The sequence below is a fragment of the Pseudidiomarina terrestris genome (genome assembly GCF_030466405.1).
GTDB classification, from domain to species: Bacteria; Pseudomonadota; Gammaproteobacteria; order Enterobacterales; family Alteromonadaceae; genus Pseudidiomarina; species Pseudidiomarina terrestris.
Window position 1 is genome coordinate 65,438 of the sequence record NZ_JAGGJF010000004.1, and the last position, 17,864, is coordinate 83,301.

General features: G+C 52.1%; 13 protein-coding genes and 1 tRNA gene. 11 read left to right on the plus strand and 3 right to left on the minus strand.

Annotation, left to right across the window (positions count from 1 at the left end):
- Window positions 1–60 precede the first annotated feature (60 nt).
- Together queA and tgt are read left to right on the plus strand one after the other, a co-directional pair.
- Window positions 61–1,107 carry a tRNA preQ1(34) S-adenosylmethionine ribosyltransferase-isomerase QueA gene (queA, locus tag J6J34_RS09020; RefSeq protein WP_301721635.1) on the plus strand — a complete coding sequence of 349 codons (1,047 nt, stop codon included), beginning with the start codon at window positions 61–63 and terminating at the stop codon, window positions 1,105–1,107.
- Window positions 1,108–1,161: 54 nt separating this feature from the next.
- The gene (gene tgt, locus J6J34_RS09025; RefSeq protein WP_301834661.1) at window positions 1,162–2,277 is read left to right on the plus strand and encodes a tRNA guanosine(34) transglycosylase Tgt; all 1,116 of its coding nucleotides are present in this window, start codon (window positions 1,162–1,164) and stop codon (window positions 2,275–2,277) included.
- A 20-nt stretch (window positions 2,278–2,297) separates the two neighbouring features.
- Here tgt and J6J34_RS09030 read toward each other — a convergent pair whose 3' ends face one another.
- Window positions 2,298–2,945, minus strand: a complete 648-nt coding sequence (locus tag J6J34_RS09030; RefSeq protein ID WP_301721546.1) for a MarC family protein — start codon at window positions 2,943–2,945, stop codon at window positions 2,298–2,300.
- Window positions 2,946–3,361: 416 nt separating this feature from the next.
- Between J6J34_RS09030 and rpsU the strand changes: the two genes are divergently transcribed.
- The 6 genes from rpsU (at window position 3,362) to J6J34_RS09060 (ending at window position 9,189) form a co-directional block, all read left to right on the plus strand.
- A complete protein-coding gene (gene rpsU, locus J6J34_RS09035) occupies window positions 3,362–3,577 on the plus strand; it encodes a 30S ribosomal protein S21 (RefSeq protein WP_034733010.1) in 216 nt (71 codons plus the stop codon).
- A gap of 201 nt (window positions 3,578–3,778) precedes the next feature.
- Window positions 3,779–5,542: a DNA primase gene (gene dnaG, locus J6J34_RS09040; protein WP_301774890.1), complete on the plus strand. Its 1,764-nt coding sequence runs from the start codon at window positions 3,779–3,781 to the stop codon at window positions 5,540–5,542.
- Window positions 5,543–5,746: 204 nt separating this feature from the next.
- A complete protein-coding gene (locus tag J6J34_RS09045; RefSeq protein ID WP_301834659.1) occupies window positions 5,747–6,136 on the plus strand; it encodes a DUF3192 domain-containing protein in 390 nt (129 codons plus the stop codon).
- A 114-nt stretch (window positions 6,137–6,250) separates the two neighbouring features.
- Window positions 6,251–8,089, plus strand: coding sequence for an RNA polymerase sigma factor RpoD (gene rpoD / locus J6J34_RS09050; RefSeq protein WP_301721540.1), 1,839 nt, complete (start codon window positions 6,251–6,253; stop codon window positions 8,087–8,089).
- 151 nt (window positions 8,090–8,240) lie between these two features.
- A complete protein-coding gene (locus J6J34_RS09055; protein ID WP_301721536.1) occupies window positions 8,241–9,035 on the plus strand; it encodes an amidohydrolase family protein in 795 nt (264 codons plus the stop codon).
- 78 nt (window positions 9,036–9,113) lie between these two features.
- A tRNA-Ile gene (locus tag J6J34_RS09060) sits at window positions 9,114–9,189 on the plus strand.
- A gap of 32 nt (window positions 9,190–9,221) precedes the next feature.
- On the opposite strand, the gene J6J34_RS09065 is transcribed toward J6J34_RS09060, so the two are convergent.
- On the minus strand, window positions 9,222–9,974 hold the full coding sequence (locus tag J6J34_RS09065) for a hypothetical protein (protein ID WP_301834628.1): 753 nt from the start codon (window positions 9,972–9,974) through the stop codon (window positions 9,222–9,224).
- Between the two features lie 325 nt (window positions 9,975–10,299).
- Here J6J34_RS09065 and J6J34_RS09070 point away from each other — a divergent pair, with 325 nt between their 5' ends.
- Both J6J34_RS09070 and J6J34_RS09075 read left to right on the plus strand, forming a co-directional pair.
- Complete coding sequence (locus J6J34_RS09070) at window positions 10,300–11,631, plus strand: ATP-grasp domain-containing protein (RefSeq protein WP_301834626.1); 1,332 nt, start codon at window positions 10,300–10,302, stop codon at window positions 11,629–11,631.
- Window positions 11,628–13,658 (plus strand): CocE/NonD family hydrolase, encoded by a 2,031-nt coding sequence (locus J6J34_RS09075; RefSeq protein WP_301834623.1) that lies wholly within the window; start codon window positions 11,628–11,630, stop codon window positions 13,656–13,658. The genes J6J34_RS09070 and J6J34_RS09075 overlap by 4 nt, the downstream gene beginning before the upstream one ends.
- A gap of 338 nt (window positions 13,659–13,996) precedes the next feature.
- Here the strand turns inward: J6J34_RS09075 and J6J34_RS09080 are convergent, their stop codons facing one another.
- Complete coding sequence (locus J6J34_RS09080; protein ID WP_301774872.1) at window positions 13,997–16,072, minus strand: S8 family peptidase; 2,076 nt, start codon at window positions 16,070–16,072, stop codon at window positions 13,997–13,999.
- Between the two features lie 243 nt (window positions 16,073–16,315).
- Here J6J34_RS09080 and J6J34_RS09085 point away from each other — a divergent pair, with 243 nt between their 5' ends.
- Window positions 16,316–17,848 (plus strand): S10 family peptidase, encoded by a 1,533-nt coding sequence (locus J6J34_RS09085; protein ID WP_301898922.1) that lies wholly within the window; start codon window positions 16,316–16,318, stop codon window positions 17,846–17,848.
- Window positions 17,849–17,864 lie beyond the last annotated feature (16 nt).

A 17,864-nucleotide genomic window follows, 5' to 3' on the forward strand; every position in this document is an offset into this window, starting at 1 on the left:
TTTTTTTTGTCGCGTAAAAAAGGTAAAGTACGCGCACAAAAACCAGCAGCAGTAAGCCCTATGGACGTTAAAGACTTTAACTTTGATTTACCCGACCAATTGATTGCCCGCTACCCACAGCCAGAGCGCAGCGCGAGCCGATTACTCGTGCTCGATGGAGCGACGGGTGAGGTGACCCACGACCAGTTCAAAGCCATTGAAGATCATTTGCAGGCAGGTGATTTGCTGGTTTTCAATGATACCCGGGTGATTCCAGCGCGGATGCTGGGTGAAAAAATCTCGGGCGGCAAAGTCGAAATTCTCGTCGAGCGTATGCTTGATGATAACCGCGTGCTGGCGCACGTACGCAGTAACCGTGCGCCTAAGCCTGGCCAGCGGATGCGCATGGAAGATGCCGTTGAAGTTGAAATGCTAGGGCGCGACGGAGCGCTGTTTGAATTGCGCTTTGATACTGAACAAAGTGTGCTCGAGGTTCTGGAGCAGCATGGACACATGCCATTACCTCCTTATATCGATCGCCCCGATGAAGCCAGTGATCGTGAGCGCTATCAGACGGTCTATAACAAAAAGCCCGGTGCCGTCGCAGCGCCCACGGCAGGATTGCACTTTGATGACGCCATTCTGGCCAAGCTGAAAGCCAAAGGCGTTAACTTTGCTTATGTGACATTGCATGTCGGCGCCGGAACCTTCCAGCCGGTGCGCGTCGATAAGATTGAAGAGCATCACATGCACAGTGAATACGCTGAGGTCCCCGAAGAAACCGTGACCCTGATAAAACAAACTCAGGCCAATGGCGGCCGGGTGGTCGCAGTGGGCACGACTTCGGTGCGTTCACTGGAATCTGCCGCGCAGGCTGCGGTCCAGGAACAGCGAGAATTGGCACCGTTTTTCTCCGACACTGACATTTTTATCTACCCTGGCTACAAGTTTGAGATCATCGATGCGATGATCACCAACTTCCATTTACCAGAGTCAACTCTCATCATGTTGGTGTCGGCATTTGCTGGTCGGGATCATGTGCTGAACGCCTACCAGCAGGCGATTGACAACAGCTATCGCTTCTTCAGCTACGGTGACGCGATGTTTGTGACCCGTCAGCCGAGCTAAGGTATACTGATGCTCTCGGACTGTTTTTCCGTGATTTAACCTAGCGGTGATGAAATGAAGTTTGAATTACTTTCGACCTGTGGCAAAGCTCGCCGCGGGCGCATGATTTTTGAGCGGGGCGTGGTTGAGACACCAGCCTTTATGCCCGTGGGTACTGCAGGTACTGTAAAAGGGATGACGCCAGAAGAAGTGAAGGATACTGGCGCGCACATCTGCCTGGGCAATACTTTCCATCTGATGCTGCGTCCCGGTACGCAAATCATCAAGCAACATGGCGATTTACACGACTTCATGAATTGGGATAAACCCATTCTGACGGATTCGGGTGGCTTTCAGGTGTTTAGCCTGGGCGAATTGCGCAAGATTACTGAGGAAGGCGTGACTTTCCGTTCGCCAATCAATGGTGAAAAAATTCTGCTGACGCCAGAGAAGTCGATGGAAGTGCAACGGGACTTAGGTTCTGACATCGTGATGATTTTTGATGAGTGCACACCTTACCCGGCGACGCAGGCCGAGGCCCGCAGTTCTATGGAGTTATCGCTGCGTTGGGCGGAGCGCTCTAAGACCGCACACGGAGATAATCCGGCGGCGTTATTTGGCATCATTCAAGGCGGTATGTACGAAGAATTGCGGACCATCTCGCTGGATGGTCTGACCGATATCGGTTTTGATGGCTACGCTGTCGGCGGGCTTTCTGTGGGTGAACCCAAAGAAGATATGATGCGGGTACTGGACCATATTGCGCCTCAAATGCCGGTGGACAAACCCCGTTATCTGATGGGCGTAGGTAAACCTGAGGATCTGGTGGAAGCGGTACGGCGCGGCATTGATATGTTCGACTGCGTGATGCCGACCCGTAACGCCCGGAATGGTCATTTGTTTGTCAGTACTGGCGTGGTCAAGATCCGTAACGCAGTGCACCGTACCGATACCGGGCCGCTGGATCCTGAGTGCGACTGCTACACCTGTAAAAACTACTCGCGCGCCTACCTGCATCACCTGGATCGCTCCAACGAGATGTTAGGCGGACGCCTGAATACCATCCATAACCTGCACTTCTATCAAAAAGTCATGCGTGATTTGCGCGAGGCGATTGCCGCCGACCGCCTGGATCAGCACGTCGCCGAGTTTTATCAAAAACGCGGCATGGATGTGCCAGCGCTGGACTAACGAAATCGATCCCGGTCTGCTCAGGCCGGGATCGACGTCGCGATATCAATGATGTAGGGCTTGATGCCGGCGAAGAAGAACTCGACGGCAATCAGCATGACGATTAAGCCCATCAGGCGCATCAGGATCTTACTGCCGCTACGACCGAGCTTAGCCAGCATTTGCCGGCCACTGGCCAAGACGATGGCCGTCAGTACGCATACCGTGGCAATAGCAATAAATAAGCTAATAGTGGCAGAGGCGGTTGCTTCGGTAACTTTGCCTTCCTGAATAAACAGAATCACCATGGTGATCGCACCGGGTCCGGCAATCATCGGAATGCCTATAGGGGTGACTGCCACATCAGAACCAAAGTCCCCGTCGGTCTCACCGTCCACCCGCTTGGGTACCGTGCGCCCGCGCAGCATCTCAAAGCCCATCACGAAGAACAAAATACCACCAGCGACGCGTAAGCCGTTTACGGAGATATTAAAAAAGCTGAAGATTGCTTCGCCCAGCAGGGCAAACACTGTTAGAGCAATAAAAGCCGTGACAGCCGCACGCATAGCAACCCAACGCGCAGCCTTCGGAGTCATTGCCTCAGTTAACGCGATATAGATGGGAATTGCGGCAATCGGGTTAATCATGGTGAATAACGAAGTGAACTGGAACAGAAAAGTGTCAAGCATGGTGCGATTCCCGAAAAAATAAGTTGAGGTATTGTATCAACTTATAAAAATTGTAGCTAAAAAAGAAAAAGTTTTAAGCGAAAAAAGTTGCTGCGACACGCTTTGGCGCAATAAACTGTCATACTACTGGTTACAAAAATGAAACAATAGTCTCAGTTCATTTGAGGCGAACCCTTCGGCCAAAAATTTGGAAGCGGTGACTAAGAGCATGGGACTCTCGTTGACCAGCCTGATACCATGCTTCACCGCTTCCATCCCTGCCGCTGCTAGTGCTAAATCCCCTTAATTAAATTGATCGCAGGCTTTACATCAGGATCTGAACTCGCTACAATTCAGCACCATTTTTATTCGTCTTGGTTAATTAGTAACCAATGTTGATAACCCAACAACAGAATTTTCATTGAGGTGAGATTTTAATGCCAGTTGTTAAAGTAAAAGAAAACGAACCGTTTGACGTCGCTTTACGCCGCTTCAAGCGTTCTTGCGAAAAAGCCGGTGTACTTTCAGAAGTGCGTCGTCGTGAATTCTACGAAAAGCCAACTTCAGAGCGTAAGCGCAAGAAAGCTGCAGCCGTAAAACGTCACGCGAAGAAATTATCGCGCGAAAACGCGCGCCGCACTCGTCTTTACTAAGAACAAGCAAGTATTGCTTAGTAGAGAGAGTCGCTAGCTTTTACGTCGCGACTGGTTACTGAAAGCTTCAGTAACTAATCGAAGGCCGGAGCACGGAAACGTGGTCCGGCTTTTTCATTTGGGCTTTTTGATTTAGGCTTTTGCAATTCCCATTCAGCAAGTACAATCAAGTCAGTTCAGAACAACGGAACACAAATAACCATGGCAGGCCTGATCCCAAAAAGCTTTATTCATGATCTCCTTGATCGCGCAGACGTGGTCGAAGTCGTGGACAGCCGCGTTCCGTTAAAAAAAGCAGGCCGTAACTACCAGGCGTGTTGCCCCTTTCATAATGAAAAGTCCCCAAGTTTCACTGTTGCTCCCGACAAGCAATTCTTTCATTGCTTTGGTTGCGGTGAGCATGGCAATGCCATTGATTTTTTGATGCGCTATGACGGCCTGGACTTTCCTGATGCAATTGAAGAGTTAGCGGCAATGCTGGGCATGGAAGTGCCGCGGGAAACCTCAGTTAATCCTCAGGCAGAGGCGCGCAAACGTCAACAGGCGGCCGATGACTACCAGCAAATGGAACATGCGGCTAAGTTCTTTGCTCACCAGCTTCGCCGCCATGCCAATGCACCTAAGGTCATTGACTACCTAAAGGGCCGAGGCCTGAGTGGTGAAGTGGTGAAAGCTTTCCAGATTGGCTATGCCCCCGATGGTTGGGACGATCTGCTGAAAACCCTGGGCAAAGGCCAGGGATCACGCGATCAGTTAGTGGATCTGAAACTCGTCAATCGCAACGATAACGGACGTTATTATGACTTTTTCCGGGATCGGGTGATGTTTCCGATCCGGGATCGCCGTGGTCGCGTGGTCGGTTTCGGTGGCCGCATCCTTGAAGGCGATGGGCCTAAGTACCTCAATTCGCCCGAAACCCGTGTTTTTCACAAAGGCCGGGAGCTGTACGGATTTTATGAGGTGAAGCAGGCCCATCGGCAGATTGAACAAATCGTCATTGTCGAAGGCTACATGGACGTGGTGGCACTGGCTCAGGCGGGCATTGATTTTGCTGTTGCCTCGTTGGGTACAGCCACTACGACGGACCAGTTACAGATGCTGTTCCGCGCTACGCGCAAGGTGGTCTGCTGTTACGATGGCGATCGCGCCGGCCGTGATGCTGCATGGCGCGCACTGGAAAATGCCTTACCTCTTTTAACCGACGGCCTGGAATTGAGCTTTCTGTTTCTGCCTGACGGTGAGGATCCCGATAGTCTGGTCCGCCAGGAGGGTGCTGAAGCCTTCACCGCGCGACTCGCTCAGGCGCAAAGCTTCACCAGCTATTTTTTCAGTCATCTGTCAGAGCAGTTGGATCTGGCTTCCGACAGTGGCCGAGCGGCATTGCTCAACCAAGCCAAGCCTTTAATTGAGCGCATTGCCAGTGACTATTACCGCGAAGCGCTGTTGGCCGAGCTCGCGCGGCTGTTGCGCCGCGAGGTGTCACAGGTTGCGGCACAGGTACGGCAAGCGAAAGCCACCACCACCGAGCGGGACGAGCTTAAGATCACGCCAATTCGACGTGCTATTGCACTGTTATTGCAATACCCGCAACTGGCCCAGGAAGTACCGGTTCATGATGCGCTTGGTCAGCTCAAGCTACCAGGTATCCAGGTATTTATGCAGCTGCATCAGCAGGCCCGCGAACAGAACCTGACTTCAGCTCAGCTACTCGAACAGTGGCGCGGCAGCCGTGAAGAGAAACTGCTACGTCAGTTAGTGACCTGGGAGCACCACCTGGATCAGGATAAGATTGGCCAGGAATTTTTTGATACGTTCTTGTTCTTTATCGATCTTTTTGTTGAGCAACGTGCCAACGAACTGCTCGCCAAGGAACGTGAAGCACCGCTGACCCATACCGAGAAAAAAGAGTACATGGCGCTGATGCAGCACCGCGCACAAAAAAGCCAGGTTAGCGACAGCGACTAGCGAATTTGACCAACGCTTGGTGATTCTGCCAAACAATTTCTCGAACGAGTTTCCATACCTTTTCTTGTTTAAACTTTAAGTGTTTGAATTAAAGTATAAAAATAGAATTCTGATAACTTGGCATCATCTTTGCTTTAAAACCTATGTCATAAGTCAAAACCACGACCTAATAATAACCTGACGTCTTATCTAGGAGAAAAACGAATGAAAGCAATAAAAGGTTTAGCAGCTGCTGTAGCAATCTTAGCCGCGAGTGCGACTTTGCAAGGATGTATCATTGTTGCCGACGGCGAGCATGGCGATGGCTACTCAAGCAGTGACTTCCGCAAACAGGAAGAGCAGAACCGCCAGATGATTTCGGCGTTGTCGGATAGCGCGACCTTGACCGATGTTCGCAGTCGCATGGGAACCCCGGATTTTGCCAATCGCACCACCCTTGATGGCGCCCGCTACGATGTCCTTTACTACCGTACACACCGCGTCGAAGCTGATGGCAATACCAGCAAAGACGAGTGCACACCGCTGGTTTTTAAAGACAGTATTCTGGTCGGAACCGGTGAATTGGCACTCAGCCGAATCCCACAAAGCTACTGATTAATTTCTGGCTCAAAACTGCATATTCTGCTATAATTTCCGGTCTTGAATTTGATTCGTAAGTTTAAGACCGGTTTTTATTTATCCATTTGAAATGACAGGTGGTAGATCTGTATGCAGCAGAGTCGTCAATCGCAACTCAGAATTCTTATTGCCAAAGGGAAAGAGCAGGGGTACCTGACATTTTCCGAGGTTAACGATCATTTACCTTCTGAGATTGTAGATTCCGATCAAATCGAAGATATTATTGCCATGATCAATGACATGGGTATCAAGGTGTTTGAAAACGCCCCTGATGCCGATGACCTGATGATGAGCGAAGACACTGCCGATGAAGATGCCGCGGAAGCCGCAGCTCAAGCACTTGCGAGTGTTGACGGTGAACTTGGCCGTACCACCGACCCGGTGCGTATGTACATGCGGGAAATGGGTACCGTTGAGCTATTGACTCGTGAAGGCGAGATCGATATTGCCAAGCGTATCGAAGAAGGCATCAACCAGGTCCAGTGTTCCGTCGCTGAATATCCAGAAGCGATTAACTTTTTACTTGATCAATGGGATCAATGTGAAGCCGAAGAGATGCGTTTAACCGACATCATCTCTGGCTTTATCGATCCAAACGAAGTCGACGAAGCGCCTGTCGCCGCGACCCACATCGGTTCTGAGCTATCTCAGGATGAGCTCGATGACGAAGATGATGACGACGACGATGACGATGACGACGATGATGCAAATGAGGGCGGTATCGATCCGGAATTTGCACGGCAAAAGTTTGGCGAATTACGCGCGCAGTATGAAAAAACGCGCAAAGCTATCAGCAAACATGGCCGCGATAACGCAAAAGCTCGTAAAGAAATCGACGCGCTGAGCGACTTATTTAAGCAATTCCGTCTGGTTCCTAAGCAGTTTGACCGCTTGGTCAAAGATATGCGTGACATGATGCATCGTGTTCGCGTGCAAGAGCGCTTGATCATGAAGATGAGTGTCGAACAGGCACAAATGCCAAAACGCGCCTTCATGAAAGCTTTTGCCGGTAACGAGAACAGCACTGCCTGGCTTGATGCCGCTATCGACAGTGGCGAAAGCTATGCGCAAGGCTTGAGTGACCTGCGCCCGGAAATCGAGCGTTGCATCTCAAAACTGTCTGAAGTCGAAATTGAAACCGGTTTGACCATCGCGAAAGTGAAGGATATCAACCGTCGCATGTCGATTGGCGAAGCCAAGGCACGGCGCGCCAAGAAAGAGATGGTCGAAGCGAACTTACGTTTGGTTATCTCGATTGCCAAGAAATACACCAACCGTGGTCTGCAGTTCCTGGACTTGATTCAGGAAGGTAACATTGGTCTGATGAAAGCCGTCGACAAATTCGAATACCGTCGTGGCTATAAATTCTCAACTTATGCGACCTGGTGGATCCGTCAGGCGATCACCCGTTCGATTGCCGATCAGGCACGGACCATCCGTATTCCTGTGCATATGATCGAGACCATCAACAAGCTCAACCGTATTTCGCGGCAGATGCTGCAGGAGATGGGTCGCGAACCGTCACCTGAAGAGCTGGCTGAGCGCATGGTGATGCCAGAAGATAAAATCCGTAAAGTGCTGAAAATTGCCAAAGAGCCGATCTCCATGGAGACGCCAATTGGCGATGATGAAGATTCGCATCTTGGCGATTTTATCGAGGACACGACCCTCGACCTGCCAGTCGACTCTGCAACCTCGGAAAGCTTGCGTAATTCAGTCCGCGAAGTCCTGGGAGGATTGACCCAGCGTGAAGCGAAGGTCTTGCGGATGCGCTTCGGTATTGATATGAATACGGACCATACGTTGGAAGAAGTGGGCAAACAGTTCGATGTCACCCGCGAACGAATTCGTCAGATCGAAGCTAAGGCGCTGCGTAAACTGCGTCATCCTAGCCGTTCTGAGCAACTGAAATCGTTCCTTGACGAGTAAGCGTCTTACCCCGAGGTAAGTGCTTACTACTTCGAAAGCCCTTGTAGCGAATAGCTCAGGGGCTTTTTTGTAATGAGTATAAACGCGGCTGATGTGAAATTTGCCGCTAAATTTGTTAAGGTGAGGCTAACTTCGCTGAAAAGGATACCTTATGACAGAGTCGGATAAGAAAATCGCTGATAACCCACAACCGGGTCGTATTATTGACGCGCATCTACACATTTATAATGATGCGTATCCGTTGATCGAGAATCAGGGATTTTTACCGCCACCATTTTCGGTGGAAGACTACCAACATCGTACACGCGATCTGCCGATCGTGGGTGGGGTTGTTGTGTCAGGCTCATCCCATGGGTTTGATCAAAAGTATTTGAAACCCGCACTGGAGAAGCTCGGTGATCAGTTTGTTGGCATCACCAATCTGCCGAGTACGGTCTCCGATGAAAAGATTTTGAGCCTGCGGGACGCAGGTGTGCGAGGCGTTCGTGTTAATTTGAAGCGCGGCGTGGTGAGCGGTCTGGATAACCTGGTCGATTTCGGCATGCGGATCTGGGATCTGGCGGGCTGGCATCTGGAAATGTACGTCGATAGCCGTGAGCTCGATGAAATCATTCCGAAGCTGATAAAGTTACCAAAGGCATCAGTGGATCATCTGGGCATGGCACGTTCAGGTCTGTCACAGGTGCGCAAGCTGGCAGAAGCTGGGGTGAAGATTAAAGCAAGTGGCTTTGGTCGGACGGAAGTAAACGTTGCTGAAGCCGTGCAGAAGCTGTACGAGACCAACCCTGACTGTTTGATGTTCGGTACCGACCTGCCGTCAAATCGCGCTGAGCGACCGTTTAACAGAACCGACATCTCAGTTGTCGCTGGCGCGTTGGACAACGCCGACGCGATTGACAAAGTATTCGCGCGCAACGCTGCCGAATTCTACAATATTAAACTGTAAAAACCGCCCTCAGGGGTCATGACAAGCGGGCCGAAATTTCATATACTTGCGCCCGCTTTTTCAATTCCTATCTGTAATGGCCCCTTAGCTCAGTGGTTAGAGCAGCCGACTCATAATCGGTTGGTCCCCAGTTCAAATCTGGGAGGGGCCACCATCTTAAGTCTATGTAGCTGGCCTATTTTTAATTTACTTCACCGGCAGCGAAATCCCGTTTTGGCGCAACTCGTCTTCAACTTGGTCTCTGATTTCTTTCATTTGATTGGCAAAGTAATGAAATTGCGCTGCATGCAAGCGAGCGAACGTAAGAAAGTTATAAATCGAGGCGCGTAGCCGGGTTAACTCGGCCGAACTAATATCGTTAAAGCGCTTGATGCTGCCAAAATCGATATCTGAGGCGGTACTCTGAAACTCCAGTGCAGGGGTTAAGTCATCTACCATTGTAAGAAAAAGCTGAATGAGCATCTCATTGACTGTCGTCATGTGCTTTGACGTGCTCTCGTAGTAGCCACCCAGCCTACGCTGTAATTGAGGATCGTCAATTTGGGTAAGTAAGTTTTGTGCTTTGGCCGATTCGTAGCCAGCGCGATTTTGCTTGATTGGTGAGCCGCTCAGTAGCGACAGAATACGTTTTTCAAGTTCAGGTGATGCACGCCATTGAGCTGGGTTCTCTGCCGTTTGATAAACATACAGCCCGCTTTTCGCACTTAAGGCGAAAGATTGTCCGAGCTGCTCAAATAATTGAATGTCTTGCTGCAAGTCAGCATGAATAATGAGTAGAACATCATTCTTCTGATTTTCTATAGTGAGCTTCTCGCGCAAGTCGTCGGCGAAAAAGCCAAGTATCACCGCAATGAAGATGACGACCCCCTCAAGGGCAGCCTTCCTGATAAACGCGAAATCAATCCTGTTGTTGTTGTTGTTTTTTGCAGAGGCGGACATGTTGTTTTCCTTAATTTGCTGCCTATGACTTATACTATGCCATCAGCTGGTCAGGATTTTAAGCTCCTCGCGAGGGTCACCACGGATGCCGCTGGGAAATGTATAAATACCGGCGAGTTTGAACATTGGACTGTATTTCTTTCCTTTGGTCATGAACACTCCTTATGGGCATATCAAAGCCTCGTTTGGAATGTGTGCGTAAAATTTGCGTAGAACCAATCTCAGTGCTCCCGCTCTCGGTCTATTCGCAGGCTCGTCCAAATAGGAAATTTCTTAAGACGTGTCCTATACTTCTGGAAAGTCTAGCAGTACAGGGATATTACAGATGAACGATCGGACTCAGGCCAGCAGCGGCAAAAAAAAGATCTTCGTCGTCGGTGCCGACGACTTCAATCTCTCCCTGATCGAGAAAATTCCAGGCTCGGAGAACTGGGAACTGATCCGCACACTTGAATATTCTGACGTTCAGCCAGCCAGCGGCCGTATCGATTTCGACGAGCTTTACGAGCATGCCAGATCCATTATCGACGCGCATGGCGGCAGCCCAGATGCGATCATCGGCTATCTGGATTTTCCTGTGACCTCGCTCGTTTCGTTGCTGCTGCGCGACTACGCAATGCCGGGTGCTAGTCCCGAAGCGGTCGCGAAATGTGAGCACAAGTACTGGGCACGCCTGAAGGAGAAAGAGACCTTCCCCGATGTTGCACCCGAGGTGCGTGCCATCAATCCCTTCGAGCCGGAAAATGCGAAGAAAGACGCGCCGGACTATCCGTTTTGGCTCAAACCGGTCAAAGGTCATTCCTCGGTGCTCGGGTTTCTGGTCGAGGACGAGGAAGGATTCGATGCGGCGTTGCAAGCCTGTCGCCAGAAGATCCATCTGATCGGCGAGCCTTTCAACGCTTTCCTGGACAAGCTTGAGGACCGCAGCGAGATCGACGGTATCGACGGTAATTTCGCCGTGGCCGAACAACTTATTTCGGCCCAGCGGCAGTTCACGCTGGAAGGCTATGTCTGGCAGGGCGAAATTAGGGTCTACGGCGCGGTGGAGTCCCTGCGCGAGGGCGAGCACGCGTCCAGCTTCTCGCGCTATCAGTACCCCGCCGATCTGCCCGAAGAGGTCATCGAGCGCTCCACCGAGATCGCCGGCAAGATGATGACGGCGATCGGCTATGACGGCTCGCCGTTCAATGTCGAATTCTTCTACGATCCCGAAAGCGGCGACCTGCATCTGCTCGAGATCAACGCCCGAATCTCCAAGTCCCACTCTCCGTTATTCCACATGGTCGACGGCGCGGCTCACCAGAAGGTGGCTATCGAGCTGTCGATGGGGCTCGAGCCAGACATGCCTTACCGCGAAGGAAAAGACGCCATCGCGGGCAAGTTTATGCTGAGAAGCTTCGAGGCCGATGGCATCGTCAAGCGCGTGCCCAGCTCTGAAGAGATCGCGGAGTTGAAGCGCATCCTGCCCGATTTCGATGCGAACGTTCTGGTCGAGAAGGATCAGCGTCTCTCTGACATGTTTTACCAAGACAGTTATTCGTACGAGCTTGCCGACATTTTCCTCGGCGGCCATGACAAGGACATGCTGGAGGATGCGTATAACCGGATTTTAGCTTCGCTTCCCATCTACATTCAGCCGCACCCCGAGGACTTATGAAAAGCGTATCCGACTTTCCCCGCGAGATCATCGAGGAGGAGAATGTCTGGATCCCGGTCGGCGACGGCCTGAAGCTGGCCGCGCGCGTCTGGCGCCCGAAGGATTCAGGCGACGATCCGGTACCGGCGATCCTGGAATACATTCCCTACAGAAAGCGCTTCGGTTCGACCGTGCGCGACGAGATCACGCACAAATACCTCGCCGGGCACGGCTATGCCTGTGTTCGCCTGGACATTCGGGGCAGCGGGGAGTCCGAGGGCGTGCTGACTGACGAGTACCTGCAGAGCGAGCTCGATGACGGCGTGGCCGCCATCCACTGGCTGGCCGAGCAGGACTGGTGCGACGGCAATGTCGGAATGATGGGCATCAGCTGGGGCGGGTTCAACGGTCTGATGATCGCGGCGATGCAGCCCGAACCGCTCAAGGCCATCGTTACGGTCTGCTCCAGCGACGACCGCTATGCCGACGACATCCACCACATGGGCGGCACGCTGTTGGGCGACAATCTCTCCTGGGCTGGCGTCATGTTCTCTTACAACACCATGCCGCCCGACCCCGCGCTAGTCGGGGACCGCTGGAAGGAGATGTGGATGGAGCGCCTGAAGGGGAGCGGACTGTGGCTGAAGACCTGGCTGCAGCATCAGCGCCGCGACAGCTACTGGCGGCACGGCTCAGTTTCTGAGCATTACGGCGACATCAAGATCCCGGTCTTCGCAGTCTCAGGGTGGGCCGACGGCTATACCAATACCGTCTTCCGCCTCATGGAAAATCTCGACGTGCCGCGTAAGGGCCTCGTCGGGCCCTGGGGTCACACCTATCCGCATATCGGAAGCCCCGGGCCGGCCATCGACTTTCTCGGCGAGCTTCTCGATTGGTGGGATCACTGGCTGAAGGGCAAGGACCAGGGCATGGACGACGAGAACATGCTGTGCGCCTACATGCAGGACTCCGCGCCGCCCAATCCCCAGTACAAATACCGCAAAGGCCGCTGGGTGGTCGAGGCTGAATGGCCGAGCCCGGATATCGAGCCTCGCGCCTACAGCTTCGGGACTGGACGCCACCTCATCGCAGAGGATAGCGGTGAGGAGACCGAGGAGGTGGGCATGAAGGTCCAGTCCCCGGTCACGCTGGGACTGTTTGCCGGCAAATGGTGTTCCTACGCCAACGGGCCGGATCTCGCAGGTGACCAGCGTTCCGAGGACGGCGGCGGACTGATCTTCCAGACCCACGAGCTGGAAGAGGACGTGGAGATTCTTGGTCAGCCGGTCGTCGAACTCGACTTGGAGAGCGACCAGCCGATCGCCATGGTCGCGGTGCGTCTGTCGGATTTCCTGCCCGACCATCAAATCACGCGCGTGACCTACGGGATGCTCAACCTCACCCATCGTGACAGCCGCCAGCACCCCGAATTACTGGAACCGGGCAAGCGCTACAGGGTCAAGGTGCCCTTGAACCATATCGCCCAGCGCTTCGAGAAGGGCCACCGAATTCGGGTTTCCGTCTCCACCGTCTACTGGCCGATGGCTTGGACCCCGCCGGAATCCACCAAGCTCACGGTCTATACGGGCAAGAGCCGGATCATCCTGCCCTGCCGCACGAAAAATGTCGGCGGCGAGGAGGAGGCAAGCTTCGATCCGCCGGTCTGCGCGCATCCCCCCTCGACCACTGTGTACAAATCGGGCGAGCATCGCTGGCTGGTCCATCGCGATCTTGCTGACCAGCGCTCCGAACTGGAGGTCATCGATGATCGCGGCCTGTTCCGGTTCGACGATATCGACCTGACGGTCGGCACCCATGCAGTGGAGAAATATTCAGCCGTCACGGGCGATTTCACCAGCGTGATGGGGACAACTGAGTGGATCCGGACGCTCCAGCGCGACGACTGGAAGATCAAGACCCGGACCTATACCTGTCTGACCTCGGACGAGAACAATTTCTACATCCGCGCCGAGCTCGATGCCTATGAAGGTGAGACGCGGGTGTGCTGCATGAGTTGGGACGAGACGATCCCGCGCGACCATATCTGAGGGTGCCTAGCTGCGGCGGGCGTGCTGTCCGGCTTCTTATTCTTGTCTACGCCGGCTCTTGTTCTCGCAACCGAGCCTACAAAGCTACCAATAATCTATCTGGAAGTCGTCACGCTACACGCACACGATTTTTTTGTCTCAATTTAGCATGCCAAGTTGCAGATTTAGCTTGCATGGCAAAACAAACGCTTTACAACAAAATTTGTGAAAACAAAAAAGTTGGCCCTATTCATTCAGTACCTCCTTACACTTGAAAAACTCATTAAGTAAAAAGGCGCCAATGGCGCCTTTTGGTTAGAGCTCACGAATGCGTCATGCATTCCGCGCTTGTTAAACTATTACCGTACTTCAGAGGTGATGTCGGTCGTGATGGTAAATGGTGTAGCAAGACTAATGTAGCCAGTTACACGCAGCGTGTAGGTGCCTGGCATATCGGTCCAGAACTGGATTACCTCAGGGTTCTCCAATGATGCACTGGAAGCGACTTCGACGCCCTCTGGATTGACCAGGAAAAAGTCCAAGTCAGCCACACCCGTCCAGTTCAGGGTTGAAGTGATGCTGACATCATTTGGTGCGATTTCCAGCGGGAATTCTTGTACTTCGAGGTTCTCGGCTGAAACGCCCATAGTGCCGGAATCCATCTGCTGACTGGTGGTAAAGCTGACATCTGGAGATAGAATTGCTCCATCCACATCCATACGGTCAAACATGACGCGTTTATCCAGAATTCGGACTTCCAGGTCGTGGATTCCTTCACCTAAGTGATCAAAGGCGACGGCAACGTCCTTTGGTGCCGCTTCTGACGCATCAGCAGCATAGATTGTTTTCGTCCCCATGGATTGCCCATCAGCAATAAGCTCAATCGAAACTGGCTTATCATTGACGGCTAAAAAGTGAAAACGAACCCGTTCGCCACGTACTTTTACGAAAACCGACGAATGAGGATTCTTCGCCGTAGTCACGGTTTGTTGGAATGCGGAATCGTAGTGTTTAGTTTGCCACTTACCCACATAAACAAATTGTTCAGCGCTTTCATCGGCCGCCGTCCACTCACCTTGACTCGACCATAGAGTATCGCCGTCCAAAAAGGCACGGCGCTTACCAGTTGTTACTTTCGCTAAATCGACAGCTGCTTTGACATCTATATAGCCGCTACCCACCTCGTGCGGTGCGTAGTCCATTGGCTCTGCAGTATCTTTTATGATTTGCTCAATCTGATCAGGCGATAAGTCTGGATTAACTTCCAGCAACAATGCGGCGACCCCTGCTACAAATGGCGTGGCCATCGAAGTACCGCTGATCGTGTGGTAATACACTGTATATTCAGGGTGCGCTGGGTCGGTAACCGGGCCGGTTGCTCCAATAGCGGTATTCGGAGCCCGGGTAGAAGTAATATCTTGCCCTGGTGCTGTAATATCCGGTAGCTTGTACGGGTGGCCCGCCACACCGCGACTTGAGAAGTCGGCGAGAAGTTTTTCGCTCGTGCCCGCCGCGACATTAATTACCCATGGTGCAACGGCATACTGGTTTAGGGTATCTTCAGCAGGACCGGAATTAGAAGCTGCGAAGCTGACAACCATACCCTTACTATAAGCCTCGAAGGAAGCCTTGTTGATAGGGTTATTTGGATCAAATTCAGCACCGTCTCCGCCGCCCCAACTATTAGTTATAATATCAATATCAAGTCGGTCTTGATTGGCAATGGCATAATCGAAACCTAATAACGCATATAGGATCGAGATACCTTCCCCTGCGCCAAGGCCAATAAGACTTGCTCCTGGGGCAATACCATCGTGATAGTAAGCCCGGCGCTCATCGTTAACTGACGCCATACCAGAGCCTGCAACTGTGCCCGCAACGTGGGTACCATGACCTGACGAAGTATCGCTATTGGGAACTCCTTCGATAAAGGCGTTGCGTCCACCAAGCAAATCAAGGTCACCGACAATCTTCACATTTTCAACGGTTTTTGTCTGAAACTCTAGGTCTGGGTGCGTTGCATCTACTCCTGAGTCAAGTACCGCTATGGTCACGCCGTGTCCGTCTAAGCCATAATAGTCTTGCACGTAATGACCACCAGTAATCTCACCAGAGGTGTAATTACTGTATTCTAAAGGGGTATTCGCATAAATACTGCTAACTGCAGGGTTAACCATCAGCGCTTCTAATTGCAATTTAGTTACAGTGGCGCCCGCCATTGGCATGGTTTTAAGTGCCAGAAATGGGATTCCCAAATTCTGCAACACGGGTTCGATAGTACTCTGTTCGTCAAAGGATACGATGACATCGTATGGCCCGGTAAGGCTTTTTAAATCTTGTGCCAATTTAGGTCCCAGTAATGCATCAGCGCTAACCGCTGGTGCGACGAAGAGGCCTGAGGCCAAAATACCTAATGATAGAAGTGTTCGTTTCATGGTTAATCTCCAAAAAGGTTGTGGTTGACCTTCTCAGAGTTACACCTCCCCCTGAAGAACGATATAGGGGAGTTCCCCCTAAATTGCCCCGTGGGCGAACACTACCTTAGGTCTTCGGTGCTGTATGTTCATTCCGCTGCACATGCAGCCATAACAGGCTTGGTTGCTTATGCATCGCTTTGCCTTTCCTATTTATGGTAATCTGCGTAAATAGCCCAGATAGGAAGCAAAACAGTGAAAATAATGCACAACTACTTAGCGTTTTTATCTCTTTTAATGTTGGTGGCGTTGCCTGCCAGCGTTTCAGCGCAACCGGCTGAAACCAGCAAAGCAGCAGAGCAAGCCGAGCAGCCAGTGCCGGCGCCGACGCGTTTTCGCTCGGAACATAAAGGTACCTTTAATGGCAAGCGCCTGACTTATACGGTCGACGCCGGCGAAACCTATATTCGCAATGGTGAAGGGGAGCCAACAGCGGCGATTTTCTCGTTCGATTATGTGGTCGACAAAGAGCAGAATCGCCCGGTGACCTTCATCTGGAATGGCGGTCCGGGATCCTCTTCGACCTGGTTACACATGGGGGGCTACGGTCCCAAACGTATCGTTGTTCCGAGCGATGCGGAGCATCCGGGCGTTGCGCCCTATACGCTAAAAGATGCACCGGAAACCATTCTCGATGTCACCGACATGGTCTTTATTGATCCCGTAGGCACAGGCTTTTCCCGCGCTATCGGTAAAGGCAAAAAGGAAGACTTCTGGGGACTGACGGAAGACGCCAACTCAATGGCAGCCTTCATTGCTGAGTGGCTGACTGCGAATAATCGTTGGAACTCCCCGGTCATCCTGATGGGGGAGAGCTTTGGTACCACCCGCGCGGCAGCCGTAGCCAAGGTGTTGCTGGATGACTACGTGATCAACGTCAACGGCATCGTGTTTGTCTCACAAGCCCTGGATTACCAGGGGTCGACTCCGTACGTTGATGACAATATCATTTCCTACATTACCTATGTGCCGACCATGGCGGCGACCGCCTGGTATCACGGCAAAGTGGATAACTCAGGCGATTTTGAAGCCTTTATTCAGGCCAGCCGCGACTTTGCTGCGCAGGAATTGTTACCGGCACTGTTCCAGGGCAATCTGCTAAGTGACGCCAAACGTGCAGAATTAGTGGCTAAACTGCAGCGTTTTACCGGTTTGAGTAAAGAGTACATTGAGCGTGTTGACTTGCGCATCAATGCGTTCCGTTTTGCCAAAGAGCTGCGTCGCGATGAAGGCATCGCAGTCGGTCTCCTCGATAGCCGCTATACCCAAGACGAGCGCGATGATGTCGCAGCACGACCTGAAGGTGATGCGGCTCGTGTGATTTCACCTGCGTACAAAGCGGCGTTGATGCATTACATGGCGAGTGACTTAGGTATTGACTGGCAGCGTAAGTATCTCAATCCGTCGGACCCTGAATTGTCAGGCAAGTGGCGTTGGAGCCCTCTGCCTGAAGGCCGTTCGTGGGAGCCGCATTACGTTAATACCGCCCCTGATTTGGCGGATGTTCTGCGCAATAATCCCATGTTAAAGGTGATGGTAGGTTCCGGTTATTATGATCTGGTCACACCTTTTTTCGATGCTGAGTACACCTTGAATCGCCATGGCATTGCGGGCGAGGACATTATTTACCACTATTATCACGGTGGCCACATGATGTATGTGCACGAGCCGGCGCGGCAGGCGTTGTTAAAAGACACCCGCGCCTTTATTAAGGCACAGACGGGGCAAGCTGACTAAGCAAGGTAGGGGAGAG